We start from the raw sequence: 24,526 nt of genomic DNA, 5'->3' as shown, positions 1-24,526 counted from the left end.
GTGCCGGACGCGCCTGCGGACTCAGCCCAGCGGCTCGTCGCTCAGGTAGGTGTAGGCGGTCAGGCCGTTCTCCAGCGCCTCGTTGAGGCGGGCGGCCTCGCTCTTGCTGAGATCGACGGCACCGACCTTGGCGCGGTAGATCCTGCGCAGGTCGTCGATCTTGTAGCCGACGTAGTCCAGCATCACGTCGGTGGTGTCGCCGCGACGCTGCTGCACGATGCGGAAGCCTTCGTCGTCGCAGCGCACTTCGACCGCGTCGGTGTCGCCGAAGAGGTTGTGGATGTCGCCGAGGATTTCCTGGTACGCGCCGACCAGGAAGAAACCAATGCGGTAGCGCTCGCCGGGACGCGGCGCGTGCAGCGGCAGCGAGCTGTCCAGATCCTCGTTCTCGACGTAGGTGTCGATCTTGCCATCGGAGTCGCAGGTCAGGTCGGCGATCACGCCGCGACGCTCCGGACGCTCGTCCAGGCGCTCGATCGGGGTGATCGGGAACACCTGGTCGATCGCCCACACGTCGGGCATCGACTCGAACAGGCTGAAGTTGACGAAGTACTTGTCGACCAGGCGCTCGTTCAGCTCGTCGAGCAGGTCGCGGTGGCTCTTCTCGTCGTAGGTCAGGCGCGCGCGCACCGCGTGGGCGATGGCGTAGAACAGGTCGTCGAGCCGCGCGCGCGCGACCAGGTCGATCTGGCCCAGTGCGTACAGGGACAGGCCTTCGCTGTGGTGGTGCTGGGCTTCGTGGAACAGCTCGACCGCCGGGCGCGTCTCGATCTCGGCATGGATCTCGCGCAGATGGCGGATCACCGCCGCTTCGTCGTCGTGCGCGGGCGGCACGCGGCCTTCCGGTGCGCGCTCGACCTCCGACACGTTGGTGACCAGCATGGCGTGGTGCGCGGTCATCGCGCGGCCGCATTCGGTGACCAGGCGCGGCGGCGTAAGGCCGTACTGCTCGCAGGCTTCGGCGACCGGCTGGACGATGCTCGACGCGTACTGGTGGATGCCATAGTTGATCGAGCAGTAGCTGCGCGAGCGCGTGCCTTCGTAATCGATGCCGAGGCCGCCACCGACGTCGACATGGCTGATCTTCGCGCCCAGCTTCGACAGTTCGACGAAATAGCGGGTCGCCTCGCGCATGCCGTTGGCGATGTCGCGGACGTTGCTGATCTGCGAGCCCATGTGGAAATGCAGCAGGCCGAGGCAGTCGCCCATGCCGGCATCGCGCAGGGTCTTCCACAGGTCCAGCACCTGGCGCGGCGAGAGACCGAACTTGGCCTTGTCGCCGCCGCTGTTCTGCCACTTGCCCGCGCCCAGCGAGGCCAAGCGCATGCGCACGCCGAGACCCGGGGTCACGCCGAGCGCCTTCGCCTCTTCCATCACCAGCGGCAGCTCGGACGGCTTCTCGACCACGATGAAGGTCTGCATGCCGAGCTTGCGGCCGATCAGCGCCAGGCGGATGTATTCGCGGTCCTTGTAGCCGTTGCAGACGATCAGGCCGCCGGGGCGGCTGAGCGCGAGCACGGCCATCAGTTCGGGCTTGCTGCCGGCTTCGAGGCCGAAGCCCTCGCCCGCGTGCGAAGCGAGCGTGCCGGCCACGCCGGCGTGCTGGTTGACCTTGATCGGATACACGGCGGTGTAGCCGCCGGTGTAGTCGAAATCCTGCTGCGCCTGCGCGAACGCCGCCTGCAGCTTGCCCAGGCGGTCGCCGAGGATCTGCGGGAAACGCACCAGCAGCGGCAGTTTCGCGCCGCTCGACAAGGCCGCGTCGACCACCTCCGGCAAGGCCACGCCCGGGGCCTGCGCGCCGCGCGGATGCACGACGATGCGGCCGCGTGCGTCGATGTCGAAATACCCCTCGGCCCAGTGCGGGATCGAGTAGGTCTTGCGGGCTTGGTCGATCGACCAGGCGGTCATGGGCGTGCTTCCGGACGGCAGGGGGGCGTGCATTGTATGGCCTGCGGCCGCCTGCACGGGGTCAGCGCCCCCGCCGGTACACCGGCGTCCCGCAGACCGCCCGCACCCGCCGGGCCAGGGCGCGCCGGGCCGAGTCGCCATCGCCGAAGACGGTGACGCTGCCGGGCAGGCGCAGGGCCGAGACCAGGCGCTTGAGCCCGGCCGCCTCGCTGGCCACCGAACCGCGCCAGGCGACCAGCAGGGTGTAGTGCGCGGCCTCGCCGGGCAGGTCCAGGCGCTTGCGCACCAGCCAGGCCTCGGCGACCTGCGGCAGCGCGCGCAGGCTGCCGGAGAGGGCCTGCAGCGCCTCAGCATCAAGGTCGTGGGCGACCAGTTCGTCGTCCACGTCGACGCCATCGCGGGCCTGCAGCGAGGCGGCCTGCGCGGCGAAGGTCTCGCGCAGCCGTTCGAGGGCGGCCGCAAGATCTGGCGCCACGGTGGCATCGCGACGCCAGGCATCGAGACGCTCGAACACCGGGACGATCGCGGCCGGGTCCAGGGTCATGGCCCGCGCCAGCTGGGCGACGCCCTCCGGGTCGCCGGCGTCCACGCGCAGCACGCCGACCCGGAACAGTGCGGACGGGTTGTCCGGGAGGCGGGCCAGCACCTGCTGGTACAGGCGCAGGGGATCCTGCTCGGGGCGCAGGGTCTCGGACAGTCGGGCATGGGCGAGCAGATCGGCCTCGGCCGGCCCGCCGTCGCGCTCCAGTTCGGCCAGGCGCTGGCGCTCGGGCTCGGCGGCGGCATGCGCCTCGGCCCAGCGCGCCTGCAGACGCTCGCGCCACTGCGCGTCGAGGATGCGCTCGATGTCGGCCAGCAGTGGCGCGCCCAACAAATGCACGACTGGGGTGCCAGGCCCCACGGCCTCGGGAACACCGTCGCCGGCCGCCAGCCGCTTCGACAGCACCGGATGGGTGTCGTCGACATCGTGCTCCCGCTCGGCAGCGGTGACCACCCGGGCCACGTCCAGCGGCGGCAGTTCGCGCAGCAGACGTGCCTGTTCGGCGCTGATCGACAGCGGCGGCTTCGGCTGGCCGCGCACGCGGTCGGCCATCGGGCGGTGAAGGCGCTTGTCGAGCCAGGCCGAGGCGTGTTCCAGGCGGATCAGCCCGGTCGCCAGCGGCCCGTGGCCGACCAGCCGCCGCGCGACCGCGTCGGCCTCGAACTCCTCCTCGCGCGCCAACACGAAGCTGACCGCGTCGAAATGCGGCGCGTACCAGGCGAAGAAGCGCGACAGCAGCAGCGGCGAGAGCAGGCCGCTGGTCGCCACCGCTTCGGCCATGCGCCACCAGCGCAGGCGCAGGCGGTAGATCCAGGCCATGAACCGGCCGTTGCCGCTGCGGAAATGGCCGAATTCGTGGGCGATGACCGCCAGCAGCTCGTCGCGGTCGAGCAGGCGCAGCAGCGGCAGGCCGAGGACGAGATAGCGGCGCTCGCCCAGCAGTCCGAACATGCGCGGGCAGGTCACGGCGGCCGCGTTCAGCTCGGCGTCGATCACCACGCCGTCCAGCGGCGGCGCACCGGCCTCGCGGCGCAGGCGCTCGATCTCGGCCGCCAGCTCCGGCACGTGATCGGCCCAGAGCGCATAGCCCGGCGGCGGCGCCACCGGCACCCACAACGCGCGCAGCACGCCCGCGCCCATCGCCAGCAGCACGATGATCCCCACCGAGGCCTGCACGTCCCATTCCCGGCCGGTGGCGAACATCGCCCCGATCGCCAGCACCGGCAGGCCCAATCCCAGCAGTGCCAGCGCACCCAGCACGACATAGCCCAGGGCCGCGAGCAGGGCGACCCGGCGACGATAGGCCGCCGGCGCCTCCCGGGACTCGGCTTCCAGCCGCGCCACCCGCGCCTTGCGTCGTCGTTCGTCGGCGGTCTCGCGCATTCCGGTCTCCAGGCCCTGTCCCGGCGGGCATCGTAACGGAAGCACTTCCCCCTCTCCGGTACAATGCCGCCCCCTCCCAACCTCCCGGGCCCCGCGCCATGACCGAGACTTCCTGGCATTTCGAGCAGTTCGAGCCCACCGGCTCGGCCATCGGCTACCGCATCACCCGCAAGCTCGACGAGGTGCAGTCGCCGTTCCAGAAGATCGAGATCTACGAGAGCACCGACTGGGGCAACCTGATGCTCATCGACGGCGCGATGATGCTCACCGCGCGCGACAACTTCCTGTACCACGAGATGATCTCGCACCCGGCGCTGTTCACCCATGCGAACCCGGAGAACGTGGTCATCATCGGCGGCGGCGACTGCGGCACGCTGCGCGAGGTGCTCAAGCACCCGGGCGTGAAGAAGGCCGTGCAGTGCGACATCGACGAGCAGGTCACGCGCATGGCCGAGAAGTGGTTCCCGGAACTGTGCGACTCGAACGACGACCCGCGCGCCGAGCTGCTGTTCGACGACGGCATCGCCTACATGGCCAACGTCGCACCGGGCAGCCTGGACATCGTCATCGTCGATTCGACCGATCCGGTCGGCCCCGCCGAAGGCCTGTTCAACAAGGCCTTCTACGCGAGCTGCTTCCGCGCGCTGAAGGACGACGGCATCCTGATCCAGCAGTCGGAATCGCCGCTGATGCAGCTCGCGCTGATCCAGGCGATGCGCGACGAAATGGGCAAGGCCGGCTTCACGACCTTCAAGACCCTGCCGTTCCCGCAGCCGTGCTATCCCACCGGCTGGTGGAGCGTCACCCTTGCGCGCAAGGCCGGCGGCTTTGATTTCCGTGAAGCCGACGCGCGCGCGAAGGCGTTCAAGACGAAGTACTACACGCCCGACCTGCACCGCGGCGTGCTGGTGTCGCCGCCGTTCGTGGCGGACGTGCTCGGCGACTGATCGACATCGATGGAAACACGACGGGCCGCAGAGATGCGGCCCGTTCGCATTCCAGGGCGACACAACGGTTTCCGAACATCCGCATCATGCTGGCTTAAGGCGCGCGGGCTACAACAACACGGTCTTCTCCGGACCCCGCCATGATCCGCAAGCTTCCACACAGCGCACGCCTCGTTCGCGGCGGGCCACTGCGCCTGCCGATGCCGCTGCCGCTGCCGCTGCCGAATCCTGCCGCACTCGACGACGCGAGCCGTTTCGCCTGGAGCCACCTGTGGCTGCCGCTGCTGGCATGGGTGCTGGCGGTGTGCATGATCGGGGCGCTGGACATCGACTGGCGCCTGTCGCACGCGCTGTACGCCTGGGAAGGCTATCGCTGGCTGCTGCGCGACGCGACGCTGACCGAAGCCTTGCTGCATCGCGGTGGCCATGCCTTGAGCATCGTGGCCTGGGTGGGCGCGCTGGTCGCGTGGATCGTCGCCCGCCGGCGGCGCTCCGCCCTGCAGCGCCCGCTCGCCTGCCTGCTGCTGTCGGTGCTGGCCTCGACGCTGCTGGTGTCCTGGGTCAAATCCTGGTCGAACATGGACTGCCCCTGGGACATCGACGGGCTCGGCGGCACGCGCCCCTATCTCGACCTGCTCAGCTTCCGTCCCCCGGAGCTGCCGCAGGGCCGGTGTTTTCCCGCCGGGCATGCCAGCGGCGGCTATGCCTGGGTCGGCCTGTACTTCTTCTTCCTGACGATCCGGCCCGCCTGGCGCTGGCATGGACTGGGGATCGGGCTGGGCGTAGGCGCCCTGTTCGGCGCGGCACAGCAGCTGCGCGGCGCGCATTTCCTCTCGCACGACCTGTGGACGCTCGGCATCTGCTGGTGCGTGGCCTACGGCCTGCGGTCGGTGATGCTGTCGCGCTGACGCGCTTTCACTCCAGTTTCAGAGCGCGTCCCCGTCCATTTCGCCGGTGCGGATGCGCACCACCTTCTCCAGGTCCCAGACGAAGATCTTGCCGTCGCCGATCTTGCCGGTGCCGGCGGACTGCATGATCGCCTCGACCACGGTGTCGACCTGGTCGTCGGTCACCGCCACTTCCAGCTTGATCTTCGGCAGGAAGTCGACCACGTACTCGGCGCCGCGATACAGCTCGGTGTGGCCCTTCTGCCGGCCGAAGCCCTTGACCTCGGTGGCGGTGATGCCGGCTACGCCGGCCTCGGCCAGCGCCTCGCGCACATCGTCGAGCTTGAACGGCTTGATGATGGCCATGACCATCTTCATGAACGGGTCTCCGGGTCGAATGTCGTCTGCCCGGAAGGATAGCCGGGGTCGGCGACCGGTGTCGGACTTTTCCCACACCCAGGCGCGGACTTCCCCGATGGTGCGCCGACGGCGGCGACGCGATGCTGGGCACCGCGCTACAATCCACGGAGCATGCCCATGATCGACCTCAGCCAGATCGACGACCTCGCCCGCCGCCTCAGCGGCCTGGTGCCCCCCGCCCTGCGCGAGGGCCGCGAGGAGATGCAGGAGAACTTCAAGGCCGCCCTGCAGGCGGGCCTGAACAAGCTCGACCTGGTGACCCGCGAGGAATTCGACGTGCAGCGTGCCGTCCTCGCCCGCACCCGCAGCCAGCTCGACGAGCTGCGCGCCCTGGTCGAACAGCTCGAAGCGCGTCTCGCGGAACCGCGCATCGCCGCTCCCGACGGCAACGACACCCCGCCCCAGGCCTGAGGGGCACCCCATGACATTGGCCCTCGTGCACACCCGTGCACGGACCGGCGTGCGCGCGCCGTCCGTGAACGCGGAAGTCTTCCTCGCCGGCGGCGTGCCGCGCATGTCCATCGTCGGCCTGCCCGAGGCGGCCGTCCGCGAGTCCAAGGACCGCGTCCGCGCTGCGATCCAGTGCGCGCAGTACGAATTCCCGGCGCGCGTCATCACCGTCAACCTGGCCCCGGCCGACCTGCCCAAGGACGGCGGTCGCTTCGACCTGCCGATCGCCCTCGGCATCCTCGCCGCCAGCGGCCAGATCCCGCTGGAGGCCCTGCGCGATTTCGAGTTCCTCGGCGAACTCGGCCTGACCGGCGAACTGCGCCCGGTCGACGGCGTGCTCCCCGCCGCGCTGGCCGCCGCCGCGCAGGGCCGCAAGCTGATTGTCCCCGCCGGCAACGGCGCCGAAGCCGCGCTCGCCGCCGAGGTCGAGGCCTTCACCGCGCGTACCCTGCTCGAAGTCTGCGGCCATCTCAGCGGTTACAAGACCCTGCCGCGCGCCATCGCCCCGCCGTGCGGCTACGACCATGGCCCGGACCTGCGCGACGTGCGCGGCCAGACCCGGGCCCGGCGCGCGCTGGAGATCGCCGCCGCTGGCGGCCACCACCTGCTGCTGGTCGGCCCGCCCGGTTGCGGCAAGACCCTGCTGGCCTCGCGCCTGCCCGGCCTGCTGCCCGATGCCAGCGAGGCCGAAGCGCTCGAAGCCGCCGCCATCGCATCGATCAGCGGACGCGGTCTCGACCCGACCCGCTGGCTTACGCGCCCATTCCGCAGCCCGCACCACACCGCCAGTGCCGTGGCGCTGGTCGGCGGCGGCGCGGAACCGCGCCCCGGCGAGATTTCCCTTGCGCACCAAGGTGTTCTGTTCCTCGACGAACTCCCGGAATGGGACCGCAAGGCGCTGGAAGTGCTGCGCGAACCGCTGGAATCCGGCGTGGTCACGATCTCCCGTGCCGCGCGGCAGAGCGAATTCCCCGCACGCTTCCAGCTGGTCGCGGCGATGAACCCCTGCCCCTGCGGCTGGGCCGGCGACCCCTCCGGCCGCTGCCGCTGCCATCCCGACGCGATCCTGCGCTACCGCAGCAAGATCTCCGGCCCGCTGCTCGAACGCATCGACCTGCACCTCGAAGTGCCGCGACTGCCGCCAGCGGAACTGCGCCCCGATGCGCCACCGGGCGAATCCAGCGACGCCGTGCGCGAACGCGTGGTGCAGGCGCGGGCGCGGCAACAGCAGCGCGCCGGCTGCATCAACGCGCGGCTCGACCAGTCGCAGACCAATGCCGTCTGCCGGCTCGCACCCGAGGACCAGGCCATGCTGGAGAACGCGATCGACCTGCTGCAGCTCTCGGCGCGCTCGATGCACCGCATCCTGCGCGTGGCACGGACGATCGCCGATCTCGCCGGCAGCACCGACATCCTCGGCCCGCACGTGGCGGAGGCGATCGGCTATCGGCGGGGGGAACGCCCGGCCGCGCACCGGGCTGCATGACGGGATGACGCCATCGTCCGGGCGTGGCATCGTCCGGGCAGGTTCGATGGCGGACATGAAGGAGCGCGCGCGATGACCTCATCCCACGGCGGCTGCCTCTGCGGCGATGTCCGCTTCACGGTCGAATGGCCCAGCAAATGGGTCGCGCACTGACACTGCTCGATGTGCCGGCGCGCGCACGGGGCCGCCTTCGTGACCTGGTTCGGTGTCGAGGACAGTCAGGCGCGCATCGAGGACCCCGTCGGCGCCCTGCGCTGGTACGTCTCCTCGCCCGGCGCGAAGCGCGGCTTCTGCGCGCACTGCGGCAGTTCCCTGTTCTTCCGCTCGGAACGCTGGCCCGGGGAGCTGCACGTCACCCTGGCCAACCTGGAGGGCCCTGCGGACAAGGCACCGATGGTGCATGTGTTCTGGGATACCCACGTCGCATGGGCGGATGTGGACCCAAGCGACGGCCTGCCGCGGACAGGAACACCGCAGCCGGGTTGAGCGACGGAGAGGCTGGCGTCAGCCGTCGCTCAGCAGTGCATGCATGCGCGCGAAATCGGCGCGGTACTGCTTCGCCAGCCCGGTCTTCTGCGCCGGCTTGAGCAGCTTTCCCGATACCTGGAAGAATTTCTTCTCTTCCTCGCGCAGATGATGATGGACCTTTTCCGACAGCTTGCGGGCCTTCGCGAGCCATCCGCGATGGTTCACGCCCAGCGACTGCATGTCTTCGATCAACTCGTCGATCTGGTGATGCTCGGACAGGGCATGTCGCGACGAGGACAGACCGGCGTCGCTCAGCAGGATCGGCATGTAGAGGTAGCGCTCCTCGGCTGCGGCATGCGCGGCGAGTTCGACGCGCAACTCGGTGAACAAGGCCTGCCGCTCGCGCGTATGCGGCTTCGAGCGCAGGAGCCTGCGGCACAGGGATCGCTGGGTGTCGTGGCTTTCGCGCAGCGCGTCGTAGATGGTTTCCGGCATCGCGGGCTTCCCTGATCGAAAGGAAGCACCATGCTAGTGCCCGCACGCCACAGTGACCCGCTCTCCCGTGCCGCGCGTCCAACCCTGTTCAGGCTAGGTCCGACCTCAGAAGGCCCGGACCTCGTGGATCATCTCTTCCTTGGGCGGCGACAGGGACTCGGCGCGCACGCAACGCACGCGGGTCACGCGACTGCCGGTCCGGTTCCGATGGGTGCAGACCAGCTTGCGCTCTTCGGCCGCGCTTGAACCATCGATGGCGGCGTTGATGCTCTGCAGCGCATTCCACAGATCGATGCGCCGGCTGGGAGCGAGTTCATCGAGGGAGGATCGTCCGGCCAGGATCGAGAAGATCCTGCGCTGCTCGCGATGGATGATCTGCCGCTGGCGCGGGCTGATTTCCTCGTTGGCGCTTTCGAGCTGGATGGCGATCGCCCGCTGCCGTTCGAGAATGTCGGCCAGATCGCGATCGATCTGCGTCACCGACGCCGTCGGTGGCGGGGCGGCGAACACGGTCGATGTGACTAGCAGGCCCAAGGCCAGGGTCAAGGCCTTCAACATGGCACGGCTCCCGGCAAACCATACGAACAGAAGCCCCACAGTACTGAATTCGCCTCGACTCAGGCAAGTGCCTGCGCCGGACGGCAGCTGCGCAGGCGGCAGCTGCGCCAGCACGGCAGCGGGGCCGCTTCAGTTCGCCAGCAGGATTCCGTCCGCATCGCGGTCCGCCATCTCCCGCTGCAGGCTGTACTGACCGACGGTCGCACAGCGCAGCCGGGTCACGTGGCTGCCCGTCGGGCGTTCGCGACGACACATCAACCGGGCTTCTTCGGCAGCACGGGTGCCCTGCATGGCGGCATTGATCCGCTCCTGCGCATTGACCAGTTGCACCCGCTGCTCGCGGCTCAGCTCCGCAATCGACGCGCGGCCCTCGATCAGGGCCAGGATCCGTCGCTGCTCGCTCCGGATCGTATGGACGCGGGCGGGGCCCAGCGCGTTCCTCGCATCCTCGATCCGCTCGGAAATGGCGCGCTGCACTTCGCGGATGCGCGGCACATCGACTTCCGGGGGCATAGCCGGACCGGCGGCCATCGCCGCGAAGCCGGACTGCGCGACGATGCAGAGGCAGAGGCAAATGCGCGATGCGATCGACGGCATGTTGGAGACTCCTGTCCTGGCGACGGAAACAGCATGCGATCGGGGGCGTCGGCGAAGCAAGTCCGCCCTTCGTCCCGCTGCCGGCACTTCGACATGCCGCGCCACGGCGGCATGTCGATTCACGCGTATCGACTTACGGCCTGCCGCGCTGCTGCCTGTCGAGTTCGCGACGGGCTTCTTCGCGTTCGACATCCAGCTCGGCTCGCGTACGGCACTTGCGCTTGGCCAACTGGGAACCGATCTTGCGCTCCTGCCTGCAGGTCAGGCGCTCGTCCGCAACGGCAGGATTCTGCGCGATCAGCGAGTCAATCACCTTGGTCGCGTTCCACACGCGCTGGCGTTCGTCGGGCGTGAGCGCGGAAGGATCGGGCGTGACCTGGACGATATCGTCGATGACCCGCTGCTGGCGCAGCATTTCGTCCTTTTCGCGGTCCGACAGGTTCGAGAGGATCCACTTGACCTCGCTCGGGCTGCGCTTGCGCGCTTCGAGCATGGCGGTGACCTGCTGGTCGGTCTGGCTCTGCGCCGCGACGGCCGTCGAGCCGACGGTCAGCAGTACGGCCATGAGGATCGCAGCGGAAGATTTACGGAAGAGCATGTACGGGCTCCGGAATTCGGCCTCGTGAAGGAGCGCATACACTGCCAGAGGAATGCCGGAATTCAAGTGCCGTTCGTCCCCCTATGCCAGAGGGACGAAACGGACGAACGACGGGCCGGCAAGCGATCCGTCGACACCGCGGGATTCATTGCTGGAACTTCACGCCCTGCGTGCGCTGCTGCTCGCGCATCTGCTCGCGGCGCGATTCGCTCATGCACTGCAGCTTCGGACGATTGGAGCCCAGCACCCTGACCCGCTCGCACACCGTCTTGTCTTCGGGGCTCTGCTCGAGCTGGGACTTCTGCGCCATCAGCAGGTTGGCCAGGCGCAGGCGGTTGTCCTCGCCCAGTTCGTCCACGCTCTGCTTGCCCTCGATGAGACCGTAGATATTCGACTGCTGCTCGCGCAGGGTCTTGCGCTGCGATTCCGAGTACCGGGCGTAGGGGCCGTCCTTCTTTTCGAGCGCAGCCTTCAGCGCATCCTGCGCCGCGCGGATTTCCGGCAGCTCCTGGACGATCTGGATCCGGTCATCGGACGCGAGGGCCGCAGGGGCCATGAACACGAGGCTGAACGCGGACAGGCACAGGGAAAGAAGAACGGACTTGCGCATGACGATATCCCGCAGATTGGACCGAAGGGGGCCCGTCCGCGCTCGGCGCTGGACGGGCGACATGGATCGGCCTCGCCCTGTGACGACGAATGGCCGCGCAGAGGCGGCCATCCATCGGAACAACCGCCTCGCCCAACTGCCTTCGCCGCTTCCGCGCGGGACCGGACACGGCCCGCGCGACCGCTCGTCGGCGGGATGCGCTCAGGCGGCGCGGGCGGCGCCGTCGTGGAACTGCTCCTCTTCGGTCGACCCCTTCAGGGCCACCGTCGAGGACTGTCCGCCCTGGATGGTCTGGGTCACGCTGTCGAAATAGCCCGTACCGACCTCGCGCTGGTGCTTCACGGCGGTGAAGCCGCGCTCGGCGGCGGCGAACTCGGCTTCCTGCAGTTCGACGAAGGCGCTCATCTGGCGGCGGGCGTAGCCGTAGGCCAGATTGAACATCGAGTAGTTCAGCGAATGGAAGCCGGCCAGGGTGATGAACTGGAACTTGTAGCCGTAGCTGGCGATTTCCTTCTGGAACTTCGCGATGGTGGCGTCGTCGAGGTTCTTCTTCCAGTTGAAGCTCGGCGAGCAGTTGTAGGCCAGCAGCTTGCCCGGATACTTCGCATGGATCGCTTCGGCGAACTTGCGCGCGAATTCGAGATCCGGCTTGCCGGTCTCGCACCACACCAGGTCGGCGTAGGGCGCGTAGGCGAGGCCACGCGAGATGGCCTGGTCGAGGCCGTTCTTCGTCTTGTAGAAGCCTTCGACGGTGCGCTCGCCGACGATGAACGGCTTGTCGTTGTCGTCGACGTCGCTGGTGATCAGATCGGCGGCTTCGGCGTCGGTGCGCGCGACGATGATCGTCGGCACGCCCATCACGTCGGCGGCGAGACGCGCGGCGACCAGCTTCTCGACCGCTTCACGGGTCGGCACCAGCACCTTGCCGCCCATGTGGCCGCACTTCTTCACGCTGGCGAGCTGGTCCTCGAAATGCACGCCCGAGGCACCGGCCTCGATCATCGCCTTCATCAGCTCGAACGCGTTGAGCACGCCGCCGAAACCGGCTTCGGCATCGGCCACGATCGGCTGCAGGAAATCGATGTCGCCGGTGCCTTCGGCGCACTGGATCTGGTCGGCACGCAGCAGGGTGTTGTTGATGCGCTTGACCACCTGCGGCACCGAGTTCGCCGGATACAGCGACTGGTCCGGATACATCTCGCCGGCGATGTTGGCGTCGGCTGCGACCTGCCAGCCGCTGAGGTAGATCGCCTTGAGGCCGGCCTTGACCTGCTGCATCGCCTGGTTGCCAGTCAGCGCGCCTAGCGCGTTGATGAAGTCCTCGGTCTGCAGCGACTTCCACAGCTTCTCGGCGCCGAGGCGGGCGATGGTGTGGTCGACCGGGATCGTGCCGCGCAGGCGCACGACTTCCTCGGCGCTGTACGGACGGGTCACGCCGGCCCAGCGCGGGTTGTTGTTCCAGTCCAGCTTCAGTTGTTCGGCGGTGGGGAGCGTGGTCTTCATGGCGTGTCTCGCGTGGGGAGGTGAAATTCGTCTTGTGGGAGCGACGCAAGTCGCGACTGCTTTTCATGGCGCATGGGTCGCGACTTGCGTCGCTCCCACGAAACGCCGATCAATCGAAGGTGTCGTACGCCGGGAGGGTGAGGAACTCGGCGAGCGTGTCGCGATGGGTGAGCTCGGCGAGCATCGCGATCGCGGCGTCGACGCGCGATGCGCCGACCACGTTCGGGTCGTTGCCGAGCTTCGAGGGCAGGCCGATCAGCGCGCGTTCGAGCAGGGCGAAATCGACCGGCGTGCCGTCGTCGAGATGCAGCGGCTCGCGCCCATCGTCCGGGAAGTGGAGCCACTGCCACAGCTGCGCGCGGGAGATCTCCGCAGTCGCGGCGTCTTCCATCATTCCGTGGATCGGCACGCAGCCGTTGCCGTCGAGCCAGGCCGCGAGATAGCGCACGCAGACTTCGACGTTGCCGTAGAAACCGGCCTGGGTGATCGTGCCCAGCGACGGCTTCAGCAGGTCCTCGGCCGTGACCTTCACGTCGTCGCGGTTGACGTCGTGCTGGTGCGGGCCAGGCATGCGCGCGTCGAAGATGCCGCGCGCCAGCTCGACCAGGCCCGGATGCGCGACCCAGGTGCCATCGTGACCCGCGGTCGCTTCGCGCAGCTTGTCGGCTTCGACGCGTGCCAGCGCGGCGGCGTTCGCCACGGGATCGCGCGGATTGGGAATCTGCGCGGCCATGCCGCCCATCGCGTGCGCACCGCGATGGTGGCAGGTCTTGATCAGCAGTTCGGAATAGGCGCGCAGGAACGGCTGGGTCATCGTCACCTGGCCGCGCTCGGGCAGCACCCGGTCGCGGTGCGCGCGCAGCGTCTTGATGTAGCTGAAGATGTAGTCCCAGCGTCCGCAGTTCAGGCCGACGATGCGGCTGCGCAGCGCGTGCAGGATCTCGTCCATCTCGAACGCGGCGGGCAGGGTCTCGATCAGCACCGTCGCCTTCATCGCGCCCTGCGGCAGGTTCAACTGCACTTCGATCTCGTCGAGCACCGCGTTCCACAGCGCGGCTTCTTCCATGCACTGCAGCTTCGGCAGGTAGAAGTACGGGCCGCGATCCTTCGACACCAGCGTCGCCGCGTTGTGGAAGGCGAACAGGCCGAGGTCGAACAGGCCGCCGCTCATCCGCTGGCCGTCGACGCGCACATGCTTCTCGTCGAGGTGCCAGCCGCGCGGACGCACGATCAGCACCGCGCGCTCGGCTTCGGGCTTCAGGCGGTAGGCCTTTCCGGGCTTGCCATCGACGGCAGGCGCATCGAATTCGAGCGTCCCGGCCACGGCCTCGCGCAGGGCGCGCTGGCCTTCGAGCAGGTTCGCCCAGGTCGGGGCGGTCGAATCCTCGAAGTCCGCCATGTAGCAGTTGGCGCCCGAGTTCAGCGCATTGATGACCATCTTCGGGTCGACCGGGCCGGTGATCTCGACCCGGCGGTCGAGCAGGGCCGCCGGGATCGGCGCCACGCGCCAGTCGCCTTCACGGATGCTCCGGGTGTCCTCGCGGAAGTCCGGCAGCGCACCGGCATCGAACCGGGCCTGGCGCTCGACCCGCGCCGCCAGCCGGGCCTGGCGCTCGGCGTCGAAGCGACGTTGCAGGCCAGCGAGGAAGGCCAGCGCGGCCGGGGTCAGCAGGGCGTCCTGGCCGTCGACGCGCCCGAGAACCTCGATCCCGGCCAGCGTTTCGGGGGGCTCGGCCTGGGGCTTGAGCACTGCGGACATTCGGGGACTCCATCGCAACGTGGGAGTTCCACCATCCGCCCGGGTACTGTATTTGACAATTGAGTTTTCTCAATGCCAGATATAAGTCCAGCTTATAAGCATGCGAATCAATGACCTCCGACGGCGCCAGTGCCCCGCGTTTCGCCTACAAGGCCGACCGCCTGAAGCCGCTGCGGGCCTTCTGCCAGGTGGTCCGGCTGGGCTCGATCTCCCGCGCCGCCAGCGCCCTGTACGTCAGCCAGCCGGCGATCACCCTGCAGTTGCAGGCCCTGGAGCGTGAACTGGGCGTCCGGCTGTTCGAGCGCACCGGCCGACGCCTCACCCCCACCCGTGAGGGCGACGCCCTGTACGAACTGGCCCGGCCGCTGGTCGAGGGCATCGACGCCCTGCCCGCCACCTTCCGCGAACAGCTCCGGGGCCTGGACGCCGGGGAGCTGCACGTCGCCGCCGGCAGCTCGACCATCCTCTACCTGCTGCCGCGCATCGTGGAGGCCTACCGCAAGGCCCATCCCGAGGTCCGCCTGATCCTGCACAACGTCACCGGCGCCGGCGGCCTGGACCTGCTGCGCTCCGACGGCGTGGACCTGGCCGTCGGCTCGATGCTCGACGCCCCCGGCGACCTGGACTATGCCCCGGTCTACCGCTTCGAGCCCATGCTGATCGCCCCGCCCGGCCATCCGCTGATGGCGAAGCCCGAGATCAAGCTCGAAGACCTCTCGCCCTACGGCCTGATCCTGCCGCCGCAGCGCCTGACCACCTATCGCCTCGTCGATCTTGTCTTCCAGCAGAACCGCGTGCCCTACACCGTCGCCCTCGAAGTCGGCGGCTGGGAGGTCATCAAGCAGTACGTCGCGATGGGCCTGGGCATCAGCATCGTCACCTCGATCTGCCTCACCGACGCCGACCGCCAGCGCCTCGCCGCCCGCTCGCTGGCCAAATACTTCCCCTCGCGCAGCTACGGCGTCGTCGTGCGCAAGGGCAAGTACCTGTCGCAGCAGGCCCGCGACTTCATCGACCTGATCCAGCCGCAGATGCTCGCGCCGCGGGAGTACGACGAGACGGGGCATTCGGGGCGGTGAGCATCGCAACCCACTGTCCAGGTGTCTTCATCAGGAACATCCACCATCGAGACCCGCATGCAGGACATGATCCACGTATCGCTCGACGACCTGACCCAGTGCGCCCTGATCGTGCCGGCGAAGACGGGGATCTTCTACGAGAACCAGTCAAGCGGCGCACAGTGCGCGCGACCTTCGCAGGAGGGCTATCTGCTGCCGATCGCGCATGACGCGCCACTCGATCAGCCGGAACTCGCACTCGAGTCGAGGGTGGGTTCGCTTTTCCCGCAAGGCAATCCGGGAGTGATCGACAAGCAGCTCGCTTCGAAGCTGGAGGATATCCTCGCATCCTCGGTATTCACGCGCGGAATTTCGGTCGACTGGTCGATGCTGCAGGCCTCCACGGAATCCTGGGTGCACGTGATCGTCGACCACATCGGAACCCTCGGGCAAGGCCATCAGCGATTCACAGCGATCCTGACGTGGCCGAACAGCGACTAGTGCGGCCAGCAAGCGCCCTGTCACTTGTGACAGTCTGGCCCGAGGACGATGCCACGAGACAATGCCGGCCGATCGTCGCGCAGCGTGCGTGGCGGCATACACAGGGGAAGAAGTGATGTCAGAGGAAAAGAGCGCGTTCGAACAGGCGTATTCAGACGAAGGGTTCTGGGACAAGCTGGTCCGCTACGCCAAGACGGCAGGCAAGGAACTTGTCGAAAAGGCGCTCTGGCTCTATTACGCGTCACAGCAACCTGCGACTCCATTGTGGGCGAAAGGCGTGATCTACGGTGCGCTGGGGTATTTCATCCTGCCGGTCGATGCCATCCCTGACGTCATGCCTGGAGTCGGCTTCACCGACGACCTCGGCATCATCGCCGCAGCGCTTGGCACAGTCGCCATGTACATCGATGATGAGGTCAAAAGACTGGCCACGCAGAAGCTCCGCGATTGGTTTGGCGACTGAGGACGTTCCCGCGCTCGCTTCGCATCCGATCCCGAACTGATCCCGCCGCGCATTGCGTTCGCCGCCGAGGCGGGCGCATCATCGCGGCATCGTCGAACACGGATCGTTTGCCATGAACCGCATCGCCTCCAGAGCACCGCTGCTCAGCGACCGCCAGGGCTTCGATCGGCGCTGGTTCGCGCCGGGGTTGGAGGCGGTGTACGTGCCGACGCGGATCGACGAGGTCTCGGCGGCGGTACGCGATGCGGTGGTGCAGTACGGGCGCGGCGTGAAGATCACCTCGGGCCGGCACTGCTACGAGAACTTCGTCTACAGCGACGACACCCGCGCAGTGATCGACATGTCGGCGCTGAACCAGGTCGGTTTCGACGCCGAGCGCAATCTCTACTTCGTCGATGCCGGCTGCGAGAACTGGACGGTGTACCGCACGCTGCTCAACGGCTTCGGGCGGACGCTGCCGGCGGGTTCGTGCTATTCGGTCGGTGCGGGCGGGCACATCACCGGCGGCGGCTACGGCCTGCTGTCGCGGCTGCGCGGGCTGACCGTCGACCACCTGCATGCGGTGGACATCGTCACCTGGGATGCCGCGCGCGGCGAAGCGCGCCTGCGCCATGTCTCGGCGCAGAGCAGCGACCCCGCCGAGCGCGACCTGTTCTGGGCGCTGTGCGGCGGAGGCGGCGGCAACTTCGGCGTGATCACGCGCTACTGGTTCGCCGAACTGCCCGAGGCGCCGGAGCACGCGACGCTGTGGACGCTGGCTTGGAACTGGAGCGACATGTCGCTGCCGTCGTTCCGCGCGCTGCTCGCCGAGTACGCCGAGCTGATGAGGGAACTGCCGGACAACGCCTTCACCCTGCTCAAGCTAAACCACGCGAGCGCCGGCCAGCTGGGCCTGGTGCTGCAGGTCGCCTCGCCGCCCGACACCTCGCATCGCGAACATTGCCTGCACGCCGAACGCCACGTCGAAACGCTGCAGGCGCGTTTCGCGCGCGTCGCACGCAGCACGCCGCTGCTCAGGCCGCTTGGCGGTCATCCGGGCTACATGCATACGCTGCCCGCGAGCGAACAGGCGCAGCACCTGACCTATCTCGAAGCCCTGCAGACGCTCAACGGCTCCGGGCCGAACCAGTTCGGCAAATACAAGTCGGCGTACATGAAGCAGGCGTTCCCGATCGAGCAGGTGGACGCGCTCCATCACTGGCTGCAGGTCGTGCCGGAAGGCGTGCAATCCACCGACATGGCACAGAGCCTGCTGCAGGTGGACAGCTACGGCGGCGCGATCAATCGCCGTGCGTCCGATGCGACCGCCGTGCCGCAGCGCAGTTCGATCATGAAGCTGCAGTACCAGACCTACTGGAACAACGATTCCGCGCCCGGCACGAGCAACCACCCGCCATACACGACGCAGGAAGCCGCGCATGTCGGCTGGATCGACGGCATGTACCGCGATGTCTATGCGGCCTACGGCGGCACGCCCGATCCCGCACGCGACACGCAGGGCGTCGTCGACGGCTGCTACTACAACTATCCGGACAGCGCGCTCGGCACACACGCCGATGGCGGCATCGAGCGCGCGATGTGGCTGTATTTCCTCGACAACTACCGCAACAACCCGCGCAACCTCGTCGACATCAAGCGCCGGTGGGATCCGACCGACGTCTTCCACCATCCGCAGTCGATTCCGGTGTCCTGAGCCGTCCGCGAGATCGTCCACGACGACCTCGCGCGCGGCGCATCCGCGACCGGTGGATGCCCGTATCATCCGCGCCATGCACAGCGCACTCAGGACCTTCACCGCCCCCGCCACAGCACGCATCCGCGCGTGGGTGCTCGACGTGTTTCCGCGCGGGCGCAGCGGCATCGACTACGAGGCGCCGGCGGGCGATCCGGGACTGTTCGGACCGGACAGCGTGACCTGGCGGATCCATGCCGACTTCCCCGGCATGCTCTCCGGCGGCCTGTGCGCACTGATGCTGCAGACCCTGCATCCGCGGGCGCTGGCCGGGGTCTGGGACCACTCGAATTTCCGCGAGGACCTCGTCGGGCGGCTGCGCCGCACCACCGACTTCGTCGCCGGCAGCACCTATGCCGGACGCAGCGAGGCCGAACGCCTCATCGCGCGCGTGCGCAGCATCCATGCTCGGGTGCAAGGAACGACAGCGGACGGCACGCCCTATCGCGCCGACGACCCCGCGCTGCTCACGTGGGTGCACGTGACCGAGAGCTACGGATTCCTGCAGGGCTATCGCCGCTACTGCCGCCCGGTGCCGACGCCGCTGGCGGACGCCTACTACGCCGAAGTCGCCGACGTGGCCCATGCGCTCGGCGCGAGCGACGTGCCCGTGCGCGAGGCGGAGGTCGATGCGTATTTCGCCTCGGTGCGCGAGACGCTGCGCTTCGATGCGCGATCGCGCGAAGTGCTCGCGGTCCTCGCGCGCATGCGCCTGCCGGTGCCGATGGCCGGCCTGTCGCGCGACCTGTTTCTCGGCGCCGGCGCCGCGCTGCTGCCGGAGTGGGCGGAACGCCTGCTGCAACGCACGGCCGTGCAGCAGCTCCAGGCACGCATCGCCGCGCGCACGCTGGCCGGTGCCGCGCCACTGTTCCGCGCCGCGCTGCCGGACGGAATCGCGCCGCGCGCCTGCGCGCGGGTCGGCGTGGACCCATCGAGCCTGTCGCGATGGCCCTTGGCGCATCGCGCCTCCGCACCGCCTTCGACCGCCGTGCAGGAAACGCCATGACCGATGCATCGCCGAACCCGCGCCTCGCGCAGGGCCTGACCTACGCCGGCACGCTGCCGCTGATCGCCTGCGCCGTACTGGCCTGGGCGCCTTCTCTCGCAGGTGGTGCAGACCTCGCGAACGCAGCGACGATCGCCCTCGCCTACGCAGCGGTCATCGCATCGTTCATCGCCGGCATCCACTGGGCGGCATCGCTGTTCTTCGCGGAGCGCTGCGGGCAACTGCCGATGATCGCGAGCAACGTCGCCGCGCTGTTCGCCTGGTCCACCCTGCTGCTCGGCGACCCGCGCCTGGGCTGCCTGGTGCTGGTGCCGTGCTTCATGTCGCTGCTCGCCATCGACCACGGCCTGCGCACGAAAGGCGTGCTGCCGCCGTGGTTCTTCGCCCTGCGCCGCAACGCCACGCTGATCGTGGCATCCGCGCTGCTGCTGGTCGCCCTCGCGCCGCGTTGACTCGACGCGGACAGGGCGGTGGCGCCTCGCCGCCACGCATCGCGACGATCACTTCCGCGTTGGCGTACAGTCACGGCCTTCACCCGGAGGTCCCCATGCACCCCGACACCCTCCAGTACCACGCCGCGCTGGCGCCCGATGACCGGGCGATCTGCGAACGGCTAGCCGAGGAGATCGCACGCCATCTGCCCGAGGCCGACAACAAGGTGTGGCGCGCGCACCCGGTCTGGTTCATCGATGGCAATCCGATCGTCGGCTACAGCACGCTCAAGCACTGCGTGCGCCTGCTGTTCTGGAGCGGGCAATCCTTCGACGAACCCGGTCTGGCGAAGGAAGGCAAGTTCAAGGCCGCCGAGGCGCGATACACCTCGATCGACCAGGTCAACAGCGAAGACCTCGCGCGCTGGCTGGCGAAAGCACGCGACATCCAGTGGGATTACAAGCACCTGGTCCAGCTCAAGGGCCGGCTGGAGCGGTTGAAGTAGGCCCGCGACGGATCCGGCACCACCGCAGCGGTGCCGGAGGGCGCGTCCGCGCAGCGATCAGTACAGCACGCAGATCCCGCCGGGATTGAGGTCGCAGACCATGTACAGCTGCCAATAGCCGCTGTCGCAGTAGTAGGTGATCTCGAGATGCTCGTGCCAGCGCGAGCGATATTCCACCGTGGTGGTCGTGCCCTGGTTGGCCTCGTTGCAGGGCGTGGTGGGCTGCGGCCAGCCGACGGCCTGCGCGGAGCCGGCGGTCATCAGGCCTGCGAGCAGGACGGTGGCCAGGCCGATGGACAGATTGAGCTTCATGCACTTCCTCCTGAAATGCGCCGCCGCAGACGATCGGCATCCTGCGGTCGGCGGCGTCCCGCGCGGAGGCGTCGGGCGAGGCCCGAGTCGCCATCTGACACCAGTCGCGCACACGAAACCGTGACCGCAACTGCAGGCCGGAACGCCGGGCGCAGTCGTCGCGTCAGTGTTCCAGCGGCACCGGCATTTCCAGGGCCGCGTCGTATTCGCCCTCCGGCAGCGGCGACGGGACCGGCTTGCGCCGCGCCTTGCTCAGTTCCGCCTTGGCCACGCGCGAGGCTTCCTGCGCGGCGAGGAAACGCTTGCGGTCCGGGCACATCACCTGCATGTAATCGGCGTCGAAGTTGAGGCGGTCGACGAGGAAGTCGACGAAGGCGCGCACCTTCGGCGAGGTGACGCGTCCGCGCGGGAACACCGCGTTGAACGCGTATTCCGGCCCGGTCCAGCCGGCGAGCACGCGCTGCACGTGTCCCAGCTCGATGTGCGCCTTCATCATCACGTCGCTGGCGAGCATCAGGCCTTCGCCGCAGATCAGCGCGCCGGTCAGCGCACCGGGATCGTTGGCGACCAGCACCGGATCGATGCGGACCTCGTCGTTGCGCTCGCCGTCGCCGAGCGGCCAGAAATACTGGCCGTTGCGGCGATGCTTGGGCATGGCGAGGGTGCGGTGGTGCTGCAGGTCGTCGGGCGTGAGCGGTTCGCCGTGGCGCTCGATGTACTGCGGGCTTGCGTAGACCTGCGAGCGGAAGACCGACAGCTTGCGCGCAACGAGGTTCGAATCGGGCAGCGGGCCGCCGCGCAGCGCGACATCGATTTCCTGGTCGATCAGATCGATCGGCTCGTTGCTCAGCAGCATCTCGATGCGCACTTCCGGATGCATGGCGTGGAACTCGCCGAGCAGGGGCGCGACCCAGGTGATGCCGATCGAATACGGCGCGGTGAAGCGCAGCCAGCCGCGCGGACCGCCCTGCAGCTGGCCGACCGCGCTTTCGGCCTCGTCGAGTTCGCGCGCGATGCGCTGGCAATGCTCGAAGTACACGCTGCCGGCCTCGGTAAGGCCGAGCTTGCGCGTGGTGCGATGGAGCAGCTGCGCGCCGAGCCGGGTTTCGAGATCCTGCACCTTGCGGCTGACCGTGGTCTTGGGCAGGCGCAGTGCGTTCGCCGCGCCGATGAAGCTGCCGTGTTCCACCACTTTGACGAAGACCAGCGTGTCGTTGAGATCGCGTTGCATGCGGGCCTCCCGGGACCGTGAAGTTGGGCCAATCCGTCGATTGGCCCATTCGAGGGACAATTATTCCCCGATCCACGGACTAATCAAGCGGCGGCCCGAGGCCTAGAGTGCACGCCATTCCCGGATCGGAGTGCCGCCGTGAGCACCGTCTCCCGCCGCAACCTGCTGCGCCACAGTCTCGTCCTGATGATTCTCGTCGACCTGTCGGCAGGCTTCGCATTGCTTTCGAATCAATTGCTTGGCATGCAGCCGACCTGGTCGTGGGCGGTCGGCGCGCTGCTCGCCCTGCCGATCGGCCGCTGGCTGCATCGCTGGGCCGACGGCGTGGTCTCGGGCCGCATCCAGAGCGTCGAAGTGATGTTTTCGGGAGAGAAAATCCCGTGAACGGGACAATCCAGGATTATCCCGCCCACGACACGCTTGGCGACGGCGCCCTGCTGGTCATCGGCGCGACCGGCTGCCTCGGCGGCGCGCTCGTCGCCTCGGCGCTGGAGGCCGGCCGCCCGGTGATCGCCGTCGGCCGGGACGCGGAGGCGCTCGACGCGTTGCGCATGCAGCACGCGGGCGCGGCGCTGACGGCGCTCGCGGCCACGGTCGCCAGCGATGCCGAAGCAGCGGAACTCGCCCGCCGCATCCGCGCACTCGACCTGCCGATCGCCGGCGTGATCGCCGCGATCCGCGGCGCGCCGGTGCGCGGCCGCCTGCTCGACCAGCCCGGCGACGCGCTGCGCAGACGGCTCGACGAAGACCTGCTGCCGCACCTGTTCGCTGCACGCCACCTGCTGCCGATGCTCTCCGCACAGGCGCGCGGCGCCTACGTGCTGATCGGCGGACCGGGCGCGGACTATCCCTGGGCCGGCTACGGCCACGATTCGATTGCCGCCGCCGCGCTGCGCATGCTGGCGCGGGTACTGCACGACGAAGCGCGCGCGCTCGGCGTGCACGTGCACCTGCTCGGCGTGGATGCACCGCTGCGCACGCCCGGCAACGAACGCCATGCCTGCCCCGAATGGCCGAGCCTCGGCGCGGTCGCGCGACGCGCGGTGGCGATGGCGACCTCGCCCGGCACCGTGCGCGATGCGGTCGTGCGCTTCGGCGACACGAGCCCGCCCTCGGCGTTCTGGTCCGACGACGTCGACGCCCTCGACACCGCGCCGCCGGAACGCCGCGTTGCGCCCCGGGCGCAGGATCCGGATGGCCCAGGCGCCATCGATGCGGAACGCTCCCTCCACGACGCGCGCAGGCTGCTGCGCGGCATCGCGTCCTCCCCACGACTCAAAGACAGGCTTTCGCCATGAACCTCAGATCGCAAGCCCGAACGGGCACCCGTTTCCCTCTCTCCACCCTGCTGCTGGGCGCGGCGATCGCTGTGGTCGTCTCCGCGTGCAGCAGCGAAGCGGCGGCGCCGCACGGCGCGCCACCTCCGCCGGAAGTCAGCGTCGCGCAGGTGCTCCAGCGCGACGTGACGCAGTGGAACGACGTCACCGGCCGTGTCGCGGCGGTGGAAAGCGTCGAACTGCGCCCGCGCGTCAGCGGCTACATCGAACGCGTCTCGTATCGCGAAGGCGACGAGGTGCGCAAAGGCCAGCTGCTGTTCGTGATCGATCCGCGTCCCTATCGCGCCGCACTGGCGCAGGCGGAAGCCAATCTCGAACGCGCACGCAGCGAGGCGCGACTGGCGCGTTCGCAGGATGCCCGCGCGCAGGCGCTGGTCGACGCCCGGGCCATCTCGCGCGAGGAGTTCGACACGCGCAAGGCCGCCACCGCGCAGGGCAATGCCGCCGTGCGCGCGGCCGAAGCGGCCGTCGCCAGCGCCAGGCTCGACCTGCAGTTCACCGAGGTGCGCTCGCCGATCGACGGCCGTGCCGGTCGCGCGATGGTCACCACCGGCAACCTGGCCCAGGCCGACGGCACGCTGCTGACCACGGTCGTCTCGCTCGACCCGGTGCATGTGTACTTCGAGAGCGACGAACAGGCGTTCCTGCGCGACGGCACGGCATCGCGTAGCCGCGTGCGCGTCGGCCTCGCCGACGAAAGCGGCCATCCGCACGCGGGCATCGTCGATTTCGTCGACAACCAGGTCGATCCCGCTACCGGCACGATCCGCGCCCGCGCGGTGCTGGCCAATCCCGATCGCCGCTTCACGCCCGGCCTGTTCGCGCGCGTGCAGCTGGAAGGCGACGCACGCACGAAGGCGCTGCTGATCGACGACAAGGCGGTGCTGACCGACCAGGACCGCAAGTACGTCTACGTGCTCGGCAAGGGCAACCAGGCGATGCGCAAGGACGTGGTGCTCGGCCGCACGATCGACGGACTGCGCGTGATCGAGTCCGGCCTGAGCGCGCAGGACACCGTGATCGTCAACGGCGTGCAGAAGGTGTTCTTCCCGGGCATGCCGGTCGTGCCGAAGAAGGTCGCGATGGAGGGCGCTGCATCCACGCAGGCCCGCACCGTCGCCGCTGTCGAGACCAGGCCCGCATCGGCCGCGACGCAGACGCCATGAGCCATCAGCGCATGACCCTCCCCGCGTCGGCCTGACGGTCGCCGTTCCGTCACTGCATCCCCCGGCAGCGGCGGAACGGCGGCGCGTCACTGCGGCGCGCCGCTCGAACGCAAGACAACAACCCAACGCGACACCGCACCAGTCGGCCTTCGGGCCGGCCCTCGACGCGG

27 protein-coding genes are annotated in these 24,526 nt (G+C 68.7%); 15 read left to right on the top strand and 12 right to left on the bottom strand.

Annotated elements, in window-relative coordinates:
• Positions 1-21: 21 nt before the first annotated feature.
• Positions 22-1,911: an arginine decarboxylase gene (gene speA, locus ACFQ0E_RS05710; RefSeq protein ID WP_386822712.1), complete on the bottom strand. Its 1,890-nt coding sequence runs from the start codon at positions 1,909-1,911 to the stop codon at positions 22-24.
• Between the two features lie 61 nt (positions 1,912-1,972).
• The gene (locus tag ACFQ0E_RS05705) at positions 1,973-3,835 is read right to left on the bottom strand and encodes a M48 family metalloprotease (RefSeq protein WP_386822711.1); all 1,863 of its coding nucleotides are present in this window, start codon (positions 3,833-3,835) and stop codon (positions 1,973-1,975) included.
• 98 nt (positions 3,836-3,933) lie between these two features.
• On the opposite strand from ACFQ0E_RS05705, the gene speE reads away from it, so the two are divergent.
• Both speE and ACFQ0E_RS05695 read left to right on the top strand, forming a co-directional pair.
• Complete coding sequence (speE, locus tag ACFQ0E_RS05700; protein WP_386822710.1) at positions 3,934-4,782, top strand: polyamine aminopropyltransferase; 849 nt, start codon at positions 3,934-3,936, stop codon at positions 4,780-4,782.
• Positions 4,783-4,982: 200 nt separating this feature from the next.
• Entirely contained in the window at positions 4,983-5,690 is a 708-nt protein-coding gene (locus ACFQ0E_RS05695) for a phosphatase PAP2 family protein (protein WP_386824048.1), read from the top strand.
• Between the two features lie 18 nt (positions 5,691-5,708).
• On the opposite strand, the gene ACFQ0E_RS05690 is transcribed toward ACFQ0E_RS05695, so the two are convergent.
• Complete coding sequence (locus ACFQ0E_RS05690) at positions 5,709-6,047, bottom strand: P-II family nitrogen regulator (protein WP_137850479.1); 339 nt, start codon at positions 6,045-6,047, stop codon at positions 5,709-5,711.
• A 159-nt stretch (positions 6,048-6,206) separates the two neighbouring features.
• Between ACFQ0E_RS05690 and ubiK the strand changes: the two genes are divergently transcribed.
• The 3 genes from ubiK to ACFQ0E_RS05675 all read left to right on the top strand — a co-directional run bounded on the left by ubiK (position 6,207) and on the right by ACFQ0E_RS05675 (position 8,511).
• Positions 6,207-6,500 carry a ubiquinone biosynthesis accessory factor UbiK gene (gene ubiK, locus ACFQ0E_RS05685; RefSeq protein WP_386822709.1) on the top strand — a complete coding sequence of 98 codons (294 nt, stop codon included), beginning with the start codon at positions 6,207-6,209 and terminating at the stop codon, positions 6,498-6,500.
• A 10-nt stretch (positions 6,501-6,510) separates the two neighbouring features.
• Positions 6,511-8,025 (top strand): YifB family Mg chelatase-like AAA ATPase, encoded by a 1,515-nt coding sequence (locus ACFQ0E_RS05680; protein WP_386822708.1) that lies wholly within the window; start codon positions 6,511-6,513, stop codon positions 8,023-8,025.
• Between the two features lie 162 nt (positions 8,026-8,187).
• Positions 8,188-8,511, top strand: coding sequence for a GFA family protein (locus tag ACFQ0E_RS05675; RefSeq protein ID WP_386822707.1), 324 nt, complete (start codon positions 8,188-8,190; stop codon positions 8,509-8,511).
• 18 nt (positions 8,512-8,529) lie between these two features.
• Here ACFQ0E_RS05675 and ACFQ0E_RS05670 read toward each other — a convergent pair whose 3' ends face one another.
• From ACFQ0E_RS05670 to aceB, 7 genes are all read right to left on the bottom strand, one after another.
• Positions 8,530-8,988: a hemerythrin domain-containing protein gene (locus ACFQ0E_RS05670; RefSeq protein WP_386822706.1), complete on the bottom strand. Its 459-nt coding sequence runs from the start codon at positions 8,986-8,988 to the stop codon at positions 8,530-8,532.
• Positions 8,989-9,093: 105 nt separating this feature from the next.
• Positions 9,094-9,660: a hypothetical protein gene (locus ACFQ0E_RS05665; protein WP_386822705.1), complete on the bottom strand. Its 567-nt coding sequence runs from the start codon at positions 9,658-9,660 to the stop codon at positions 9,094-9,096.
• A gap of 15 nt (positions 9,661-9,675) precedes the next feature.
• A complete protein-coding gene (locus tag ACFQ0E_RS05660) occupies positions 9,676-10,143 on the bottom strand; it encodes a hypothetical protein (protein WP_386822704.1) in 468 nt (155 codons plus the stop codon).
• A gap of 133 nt (positions 10,144-10,276) precedes the next feature.
• On the bottom strand, positions 10,277-10,741 hold the full coding sequence (locus ACFQ0E_RS05655; RefSeq protein WP_386822703.1) for a hypothetical protein: 465 nt from the start codon (positions 10,739-10,741) through the stop codon (positions 10,277-10,279).
• A gap of 145 nt (positions 10,742-10,886) precedes the next feature.
• A complete protein-coding gene (locus ACFQ0E_RS05650) occupies positions 10,887-11,351 on the bottom strand; it encodes a hypothetical protein (protein WP_386822702.1) in 465 nt (154 codons plus the stop codon).
• 201 nt (positions 11,352-11,552) lie between these two features.
• Positions 11,553-12,854 (bottom strand): isocitrate lyase, encoded by a 1,302-nt coding sequence (gene aceA, locus ACFQ0E_RS05645; protein ID WP_386822701.1) that lies wholly within the window; start codon positions 12,852-12,854, stop codon positions 11,553-11,555.
• 109 nt (positions 12,855-12,963) lie between these two features.
• Entirely contained in the window at positions 12,964-14,613 is a 1,650-nt protein-coding gene (aceB, locus tag ACFQ0E_RS05640; RefSeq protein WP_386822700.1) for a malate synthase A, read from the bottom strand.
• Positions 14,614-14,723: 110 nt separating this feature from the next.
• On the opposite strand from aceB, the gene ACFQ0E_RS05635 reads away from it, so the two are divergent.
• From ACFQ0E_RS05635 to ACFQ0E_RS05605, 7 genes are all read left to right on the top strand, one after another.
• Positions 14,724-15,692 carry a LysR family transcriptional regulator gene (locus ACFQ0E_RS05635; protein ID WP_386822699.1) on the top strand — a complete coding sequence of 323 codons (969 nt, stop codon included), beginning with the start codon at positions 14,724-14,726 and terminating at the stop codon, positions 15,690-15,692.
• A 57-nt stretch (positions 15,693-15,749) separates the two neighbouring features.
• Positions 15,750-16,172 (top strand): DUF6210 family protein, encoded by a 423-nt coding sequence (locus ACFQ0E_RS05630; protein ID WP_386822698.1) that lies wholly within the window; start codon positions 15,750-15,752, stop codon positions 16,170-16,172.
• A 115-nt stretch (positions 16,173-16,287) separates the two neighbouring features.
• Entirely contained in the window at positions 16,288-16,635 is a 348-nt protein-coding gene (locus ACFQ0E_RS05625) for a YkvA family protein (RefSeq protein ID WP_386822697.1), read from the top strand.
• A gap of 112 nt (positions 16,636-16,747) precedes the next feature.
• Positions 16,748-18,328, top strand: a complete 1,581-nt coding sequence (locus tag ACFQ0E_RS05620; RefSeq protein ID WP_386822696.1) for an FAD-dependent oxidoreductase — start codon at positions 16,748-16,750, stop codon at positions 18,326-18,328.
• 76 nt (positions 18,329-18,404) lie between these two features.
• The gene (locus ACFQ0E_RS05615) at positions 18,405-19,373 is read left to right on the top strand and encodes an oxygenase MpaB family protein (RefSeq protein WP_386822695.1); all 969 of its coding nucleotides are present in this window, start codon (positions 18,405-18,407) and stop codon (positions 19,371-19,373) included.
• Complete coding sequence (locus ACFQ0E_RS05610; protein ID WP_386822694.1) at positions 19,370-19,825, top strand: DUF3429 domain-containing protein; 456 nt, start codon at positions 19,370-19,372, stop codon at positions 19,823-19,825. Before ACFQ0E_RS05615 ends, ACFQ0E_RS05610 begins: the two co-directional genes overlap by 4 nt.
• A gap of 95 nt (positions 19,826-19,920) precedes the next feature.
• A complete protein-coding gene (locus ACFQ0E_RS05605; RefSeq protein ID WP_386822693.1) occupies positions 19,921-20,310 on the top strand; it encodes a DUF1801 domain-containing protein in 390 nt (129 codons plus the stop codon).
• Between the two features lie 57 nt (positions 20,311-20,367).
• On the opposite strand, the gene ACFQ0E_RS05600 is transcribed toward ACFQ0E_RS05605, so the two are convergent.
• Positions 20,368-20,622, bottom strand: coding sequence for a hypothetical protein (locus ACFQ0E_RS05600; RefSeq protein WP_386822692.1), 255 nt, complete (start codon positions 20,620-20,622; stop codon positions 20,368-20,370).
• A 163-nt stretch (positions 20,623-20,785) separates the two neighbouring features.
• Positions 20,786-21,853 (bottom strand): LysR family transcriptional regulator, encoded by a 1,068-nt coding sequence (locus tag ACFQ0E_RS05595; protein ID WP_386822691.1) that lies wholly within the window; start codon positions 21,851-21,853, stop codon positions 20,786-20,788.
• Positions 21,854-21,991: 138 nt separating this feature from the next.
• Here ACFQ0E_RS05595 and ACFQ0E_RS05590 point away from each other — a divergent pair, with 138 nt between their 5' ends.
• Genes ACFQ0E_RS05590 through ACFQ0E_RS05580 form a run of 3 tightly spaced genes read left to right on the top strand, consistent with a single transcriptional unit; the run spans position 21,992 to position 24,356 of the window.
• Positions 21,992-22,237 carry a hypothetical protein gene (locus tag ACFQ0E_RS05590; RefSeq protein WP_386822690.1) on the top strand — a complete coding sequence of 82 codons (246 nt, stop codon included), beginning with the start codon at positions 21,992-21,994 and terminating at the stop codon, positions 22,235-22,237.
• A complete protein-coding gene (locus tag ACFQ0E_RS05585) occupies positions 22,234-23,151 on the top strand; it encodes an SDR family NAD(P)-dependent oxidoreductase (RefSeq protein WP_386822689.1) in 918 nt (305 codons plus the stop codon). Before ACFQ0E_RS05590 ends, ACFQ0E_RS05585 begins: the two co-directional genes overlap by 4 nt.
• Positions 23,148-24,356 (top strand): efflux RND transporter periplasmic adaptor subunit, encoded by a 1,209-nt coding sequence (locus ACFQ0E_RS05580; protein ID WP_386822688.1) that lies wholly within the window; start codon positions 23,148-23,150, stop codon positions 24,354-24,356. The genes ACFQ0E_RS05585 and ACFQ0E_RS05580 overlap by 4 nt, the downstream gene beginning before the upstream one ends.
• The last annotated feature ends 170 nt before the right edge of the window (positions 24,357-24,526 follow it).

The organism is Lysobacter brunescens (assembly GCF_042677005.1).
Taxonomy (GTDB): Bacteria; Pseudomonadota; Gammaproteobacteria; order Xanthomonadales; family Xanthomonadaceae; genus Lysobacter_I; species Lysobacter_I brunescens.
Note: the sequence above shows the minus strand (reverse complement) of the source record. Positions and strands in the feature narration are given on the sequence as shown.

Coding starts and splice junctions, on each gene's coding strand:
- speA (WP_386822712.1), bottom strand. CDS start 1,911: ATGACCGCCTGGTCGATCGACCAAGCCCGCAAGACCTACTCGATCCCG.
- ACFQ0E_RS05705 (WP_386822711.1), bottom strand. CDS start 3,835: ATGCGCGAGACCGCCGACGAACGACGACGCAAGGCGCGGGTGGCGCGG.
- speE (WP_386822710.1), top strand. CDS start 3,934: ATGACCGAGACTTCCTGGCATTTCGAGCAGTTCGAGCCCACCGGCTCG.
- ACFQ0E_RS05695 (WP_386824048.1), top strand. CDS start 4,983: ATGCCGCTGCCGCTGCCGCTGCCGAATCCTGCCGCACTCGACGACGCG.
- ACFQ0E_RS05690 (WP_137850479.1), bottom strand. CDS start 6,047: ATGAAGATGGTCATGGCCATCATCAAGCCGTTCAAGCTCGACGATGTG.
- ubiK (WP_386822709.1), top strand. CDS start 6,207: ATGATCGACCTCAGCCAGATCGACGACCTCGCCCGCCGCCTCAGCGGC.
- ACFQ0E_RS05680 (WP_386822708.1), top strand. CDS start 6,511: ATGACATTGGCCCTCGTGCACACCCGTGCACGGACCGGCGTGCGCGCG.
- ACFQ0E_RS05675 (WP_386822707.1), top strand. CDS start 8,188: ATGTGCCGGCGCGCGCACGGGGCCGCCTTCGTGACCTGGTTCGGTGTC.
- ACFQ0E_RS05670 (WP_386822706.1), bottom strand. CDS start 8,988: ATGCCGGAAACCATCTACGACGCGCTGCGCGAAAGCCACGACACCCAG.
- ACFQ0E_RS05660 (WP_386822704.1), bottom strand. CDS start 10,143: ATGCCGTCGATCGCATCGCGCATTTGCCTCTGCCTCTGCATCGTCGCG.
- ACFQ0E_RS05655 (WP_386822703.1), bottom strand. CDS start 10,741: ATGCTCTTCCGTAAATCTTCCGCTGCGATCCTCATGGCCGTACTGCTG.
- ACFQ0E_RS05650 (WP_386822702.1), bottom strand. CDS start 11,351: ATGCGCAAGTCCGTTCTTCTTTCCCTGTGCCTGTCCGCGTTCAGCCTC.
- aceA (WP_386822701.1), bottom strand. CDS start 12,854: ATGAAGACCACGCTCCCCACCGCCGAACAACTGAAGCTGGACTGGAAC.
- aceB (WP_386822700.1), bottom strand. CDS start 14,613: ATGTCCGCAGTGCTCAAGCCCCAGGCCGAGCCCCCCGAAACGCTGGCC.
- ACFQ0E_RS05635 (WP_386822699.1), top strand. CDS start 14,724: ATGACCTCCGACGGCGCCAGTGCCCCGCGTTTCGCCTACAAGGCCGAC.
- ACFQ0E_RS05630 (WP_386822698.1), top strand. CDS start 15,750: ATGCAGGACATGATCCACGTATCGCTCGACGACCTGACCCAGTGCGCC.
- ACFQ0E_RS05625 (WP_386822697.1), top strand. CDS start 16,288: ATGTCAGAGGAAAAGAGCGCGTTCGAACAGGCGTATTCAGACGAAGGG.
- ACFQ0E_RS05620 (WP_386822696.1), top strand. CDS start 16,748: ATGAACCGCATCGCCTCCAGAGCACCGCTGCTCAGCGACCGCCAGGGC.
- ACFQ0E_RS05615 (WP_386822695.1), top strand. CDS start 18,405: ATGCACAGCGCACTCAGGACCTTCACCGCCCCCGCCACAGCACGCATC.
- ACFQ0E_RS05610 (WP_386822694.1), top strand. CDS start 19,370: ATGACCGATGCATCGCCGAACCCGCGCCTCGCGCAGGGCCTGACCTAC.
- ACFQ0E_RS05605 (WP_386822693.1), top strand. CDS start 19,921: ATGCACCCCGACACCCTCCAGTACCACGCCGCGCTGGCGCCCGATGAC.
- ACFQ0E_RS05600 (WP_386822692.1), bottom strand. CDS start 20,622: ATGAAGCTCAATCTGTCCATCGGCCTGGCCACCGTCCTGCTCGCAGGC.
- ACFQ0E_RS05595 (WP_386822691.1), bottom strand. CDS start 21,853: ATGCAACGCGATCTCAACGACACGCTGGTCTTCGTCAAAGTGGTGGAA.
- ACFQ0E_RS05580 (WP_386822688.1), top strand. CDS start 23,148: ATGAACCTCAGATCGCAAGCCCGAACGGGCACCCGTTTCCCTCTCTCC.